Below are 4,925 nucleotides of genomic sequence, written 5' to 3' on the forward strand. Positions count from 1 at the left end.
CCGCGCTGCTGCCGACGGTGCCGACGCCCCCGCAACCCACCCTCGTCGACCGGGCCGCCGCGGCGCCCCGGCCGCCCGCCAGCCGTCCCGCGCCTCCGGTCGCCGCTCCGCCGCGCCGCCCGAACCGGGCGCTGGGCGTGCTGGTCGCGGCCGGCGTCGCGCTGCTGCTCGGCCTCGTCGGCGTGCTCGTCCTCGACGACGGGCCCGACCACCGCACCCCGGCCGCGCCGATCACCGCCGTGCAGGACGAGCCCACCGTCGAGCCGACCCCGTCGGCGGAGCCGTCCACCGCCCCGCCGTCGCGGGACGAACGGCCCGCGCCACGCACGGCGGGGCAGCTCGCCGACGAGTTCGCGGCCCTGCTCGACCGGGCGGAGGCCGCCGGCGACATCGACCCGAAGACCGCCGACGAGCTGCGCGACAAGCTCACCGAGCTGGAGGAGGGCAAGCCCAAGGACCGGCTCAAGCGGCTGCGGGAGCTGGCCGGCCGGCTCGCCGAGGCGGTCGAGCAGGACCGCATCGACGACGGCACCGCGTCCGAACTGCGCGACCTGCTGGCCGGCTGGCCGCGCTCGCGGAGCAACGACGACTGACCCGGCTCAGACCACCTCGACCGGGTAGCCGACCTCGACCCGACCCGCCCGCACCACCACCGCGTACGCGCCGACGCACGGCTGCGGCCCGAGCGCCGGCAGCGGCACCACCCGGTTGAGTCGGGCGGCCGCGCGCAACGCCTCCGGGACGGGCGGCCGCGGTCCGTGCGCCAGGGTGGGCACCGCGCAGCGCGGGGCGGGCGCCACCACCCGCAGCACCAGCTCGGCGCCGACGCGCAGGTCCCGACCCACCCAGCCGTTTTCCACGAAGGCCGGGCCGGCGTCGACGACCAGGTTCGGCCGGTACCGCACCGGGTCGACCGGCCCGAGCGCGGCCAGGGTCGCGGTGGCGACCAGGTGCACCGGCGCGAAGTCGACCAGGCTGCCCGGCGGGGCCGCCCCGCCCAGCCGGCTCTGGGTCGTCCGGGTCACCGCCGTCACCCCGGCCGACAGCACCGCGTCCGGGTCGGCCCGTTCCAGCACGGCGTCCTCCGGCACCGCCGCGGTCAGCCGTACCGCCCGGCCGAGCAGCCCGGAGAGGACGTCGTCCGCCCGGTCGTCCGTCCTGCCCAGCACCGTGCCGTCGGCGAGGGTGAGGCGTACCGGATCGGGGGTGCCGCCGGCCGCGCGGACGGTGAGCAGGCCCCGCCACAGCCGTGGCTGCTTGGCGCTGGCCACCCGCCCGGTGGCCCGGTCCACGAGGGCGAGCCGGCGGTCCCCGGCCACGCCCCGCTCGTCGACCGTCGCGGCGGTCAGCTGCTCACCGAGCATCGACTTCACCGGGTAGCGCCAGAGCTGCCGGAGCCCGCCGGTCACCCGTGGGCCGTCCGCACCCGGGCCGCGGCCTGCGCGACCCGCCGCGCGTCGAGCGGCCCCGTACGCGTGCGCAGGCTGATCGCCGGGTCCAGCAGCCCGACCGGCCCGGTCTCCGCCAGGAACGCCGTCAGCAGCTCGCCGGCAGGCGCGGCGAACGGCGAGGCCGGGTCGGTGACCACCTCCGCGACGATCAGCGCGGTCATCGCCAGATCCAGCTCCGGTGGGCCCTCGCCGGCGCTGCCCCAGTCGATGACCACCGGCCCGTCGGCGGTGACGATGACGTTCTGCGGATGCAGATCCAGGTGCAGGACCCGGGCGGCCGGGTCGGGAGAGCGCCGCGCGCGCAGGGCGTGCAGCCGGTGGTGCAGGGTGGCCAGGATCCGGGCGCCGGACCGGATGTCGGCGACGCCGGTGACGAGCGCCTCAGCCAGCGTCGGCCCGGTCAGCCGGGTCATCTCCAGGTCGGGTCCGTCAGCCCGGAACACCTCAGGCACCGGGTAGCCCTGCCCGCGCAGGTACGCCATCAGCCCCGCCTCGGCGCGGACGTCGCCACCGTCGCGATTGCGGCGGATCACCCGGTCCGTACCGAGGGCGTACACGTCGGCGTCCCGGCCGGAGGCGAGCGGCGTGGCGGCGGGCACCGGCCCACCGTAACCGGCGGCCCCCGTTCCGCGTGGCCCCGCGCCCGCGGCCCCGCCGGTCCGGCCGGCCGCAGGCGCGGGGGTCGACGACCGACCGTGGTCAGTGGAGGGTGGCGCGGGCGACCTCGCCGGGCGCGGCGCCGGCGCGGACCACCGGCGTGCCGTCGGGCCGCCACACCCCGGAGCCGCCGGCGCTCCGCGGGTAGTGCCTGCCGGACGGCCCGGCGAAGCTGGCGGTCGCCACCCACACGCCGTGCTCGGCGGCGACCCGCCGGGCCCGCGCGTCCGGCACCGCCGCGTCCGCGGGCGCCTCCAGCACCCCGGCCAGGTACGCGTCGACGCCGAGCGCCACGGTCCGCGCCGCGTGCTCCACCACCCCGGTGTCCTTGCAGACGGCCAGGCCCAGCCGCCAGCCGTCCACCTCGACCACCGCCGGTTCCCGGCCCGCGACGAACCGCGCGGCCTCCGCCCCACCCAGGAACATCTTCCGGTACGCCACCCGCGCGCCGCCCCCGTCCACGGCCAGCACACCGAGGTACGCCGCACCGGCGTCGTCGGCCACCGGTGCCCCGGCCAACGCCAGTGTGCCCGTCGCCAGGCACGCCGCGACCAGCGGCGCCAGCCGGGGGTCGGCCGGGTCGAGGGGGGGAGCGTCCAACTCGTACCCGGTCAGGGAGAGCTCGGGGAAGAGCACCACCCGGGCGTCGGCGGCGCGGACCACCGCGGCGTGCGCCGCCACGTTGGCGGCGACGTCGTACGGGACGCAGTCGGGCTGGGCCACCGCGAGGGTGAGCGGCGTACGCACGGGTGGGCTCCCTTGCTGGATCTCCCGCGGCGCGGGCACCGGCCGTGGTCGATGCGCGCGCCGGCTCGTAACTTTGGTCCATGATCCCTGGCTCTCTGGCGCTCCACCCCCGTGCGGTCGTGTCCACCTCCGAACCGTCCACGGAAGGGCCGGTCGGCTACGTCACCGGACTGGTGGAGCGGCTCGGCGGCCCGGGCGCCGGGCTGGCCGTGGCGCTGGAGAACCTCTTCCCGCCGATCCCGAGCGAGGTCATTCTTCCGCTGGCTGGCTTCGCCGCCGCGCAGGGAAAGATGAGCCTCGTCGGGGCGATCCTGTGGACCACGCTCGGCTCGGTGGTCGGCGCGTGGGTGCTGTATTTGATCGGCGCCGCCCTGGGCCGCGACCGGATGCGCGCCATCGCGGCCCGGCTGCCGCTGGTCAAGCTCAGCGACGTCGACCGGACCGAGGCGTGGTTTCTCAGGCATGGCGTCAAGGCGGTGTTCTTCGGGCGGATGATCCCCATCTTCCGCAGCCTCATCTCCGTGCCGGCCGGGGTGGAACGGATGCCGGTCCGCACCTTCCTGCTGTACACGACGCTGGGCAGTCTGATCTGGAACACCACCTTCGTGATGGCCGGCTACCTGCTGGGCGAGAACTGGCACGTGGTCGAGTCGTACGTCGGTTCGTTCCAGAAGCTGGTCATCGCCGCCTGCGTGGCCGCCGCGGCCTGGTTCGTCGTCACCCGCGTACGCCGTGCCCGCCAGGCCCGCGCCTCCGCCGTTTCGTTCCCCGACCCGTTCGACCCGGCGCCGCCGGCCGGCCCGGTGCAGGTCGGTGAGGTGAGCGGTCACCGGGGCACCGTCTACCGCGCCTCCTCCTGGCGCCCCGACGCCTGACCCCGGTACGTCCTGCGTTCGGGCCTCAGGGTCGGTCCGTGCACGATTGTCCGGTTCAGTGTGGCCGCGCCCGACCTGGCTGGCCGGCCAGGTGCTCACGCACGGACTGTCCGATTCCGGGGGCCGTTGGCTGCCGACTGATGTCCGGGTCTGGGCCAGCCGGTGCTGGGTCGTCCCGTGACCGGCGGCACCCTGGCGCCGGAATGGCGGCCGGCCCGGGGTCGTTACATCACCTGGACGATCGCAGCAGCACCCGCTGGCCTGGCCCGATCACCTGGGCCGCCCGGGATGCAGGCCCCCGGAATGATGGTGGGCCGCCGGTCGTTACACATGGACCCGGCGCCGAGCCCTCGGCTCGTGAAGCCTGCCGGGGCGAAGACTTTCCCTTGAATTCTTTGAGCGCCGTCGTGGTGCTTGCACCTGCTCGACCCCCATCGAGTCTGGGTGCCGACCCCCGAATGGAGCCACTCTGATGAACACCACCATTCTGCGTAAGAGCGTTCTGGGTATCGCTGGTCTGGCTTTCGCCGGTGGCGTCTTCGCCGGCCCGGTCACCGAGGCCCACACCAACCCGGTCATGGACGCCAAGCCGGTCGCCGTGGTGCAGGCCGACAAGCCCGGCGTGGACAAGCTGATCCCGCACGGTGTGCAGGGCAAGCAGTCCCACATCGACCTGGGCGACGAGCAGACCGCGAGCGTGAAGGCGATCATCGCGGCGACGAAGAAGTCGGGCATGGACGAGCGCGCGGCTGTGGTCGCGATCGCCACGTCGCTGCAGGAGTCGAAGCTGGAGAACCTGGGTCACCTGGGTGCCCGTAACGACCACGACTCGCAGGGCCTGTTCCAGCAGCGCCCGTCCAGCGGTTGGGGCACGGTCGAGCAGATCACCGACCCGGAGTACAGCACGATGGCGTTCCTCAAGGGTCTGAAGCAGGTCGACGGTTGGCAGGACATGCCGCTGACCAAGGCCGCGCAGACCGTGCAGGTCTCGGCCTACCCGGAGCACTACGCCCAGTGGGAGAAGCAGGCCGCCGACCTGGTCGCCAAGCACTGGAACAGCTGACCCACCCTGAACCACAGCGGATCGCACGCGAAGCTGGCCGGCGCCCCTCAGCGGGGTGCCGGCCAGCGTCGTCTCCCCGGAAGGGGTCGACCTGTCGGCTAGGCGGTTAGTTGACATTTTTTTTAGTGTGTG

Annotated in this window: 5 protein-coding genes and 1 pseudogene; 3 read left to right on the forward strand and 3 right to left on the reverse strand. The window is 74.8% G+C overall.

Going from position 1 to position 4,925, the window contains the following annotated elements; all coding sequences use genetic code 11:
* Positions 1–593, forward strand: a pseudogene (locus tag KBX37_RS33290) (serine/threonine protein kinase); the annotation flags it as partial.
* Positions 594–599: 6 nt separating this feature from the next.
* On the opposite strand, the gene KBX37_RS33295 reads toward KBX37_RS33290, so the two are convergent.
* The 3 genes from KBX37_RS33295 to KBX37_RS33305 form a co-directional block, all read right to left on the reverse strand.
* The gene (locus tag KBX37_RS33295; protein WP_210779794.1) at positions 600–1,409 is read right to left on the reverse strand and encodes an MOSC domain-containing protein; all 810 of its coding nucleotides are present in this window, start codon (positions 1,407–1,409) and stop codon (positions 600–602) included.
* On the reverse strand, positions 1,406–2,050 hold the full coding sequence (locus tag KBX37_RS35765) for a phosphotransferase (protein ID WP_210779795.1): 645 nt from the start codon (positions 2,048–2,050) through the stop codon (positions 1,406–1,408). The genes KBX37_RS33295 and KBX37_RS35765 overlap by 4 nt, the downstream gene beginning before the upstream one ends.
* Before the next feature lie 100 nt (positions 2,051–2,150).
* On the reverse strand, positions 2,151–2,855 hold the full coding sequence (locus tag KBX37_RS33305) for a carbon-nitrogen hydrolase family protein (RefSeq protein ID WP_210779796.1): 705 nt from the start codon (positions 2,853–2,855) through the stop codon (positions 2,151–2,153).
* Positions 2,856–2,935: 80 nt separating this feature from the next.
* On the opposite strand from KBX37_RS33305, the gene KBX37_RS33310 reads away from it, so the two are divergent.
* Positions 2,936–3,730 carry a DedA family protein gene (locus KBX37_RS33310; RefSeq protein WP_210779797.1) on the forward strand — a complete coding sequence of 265 codons (795 nt, stop codon included), beginning with the start codon at positions 2,936–2,938 and terminating at the stop codon, positions 3,728–3,730.
* A 472-nt stretch (positions 3,731–4,202) separates the two neighbouring features.
* Complete coding sequence (locus tag KBX37_RS33315; protein WP_210779798.1) at positions 4,203–4,793, forward strand: hypothetical protein; 591 nt, start codon at positions 4,203–4,205, stop codon at positions 4,791–4,793.
* Positions 4,794–4,925: the final 132 nt, after the last annotated feature.

Source organism: Micromonospora sp. U56 (assembly GCF_018070095.1).
GTDB lineage: Bacteria > Actinomycetota > Actinomycetes > Mycobacteriales > Micromonosporaceae > Micromonospora > Micromonospora purpureochromogenes.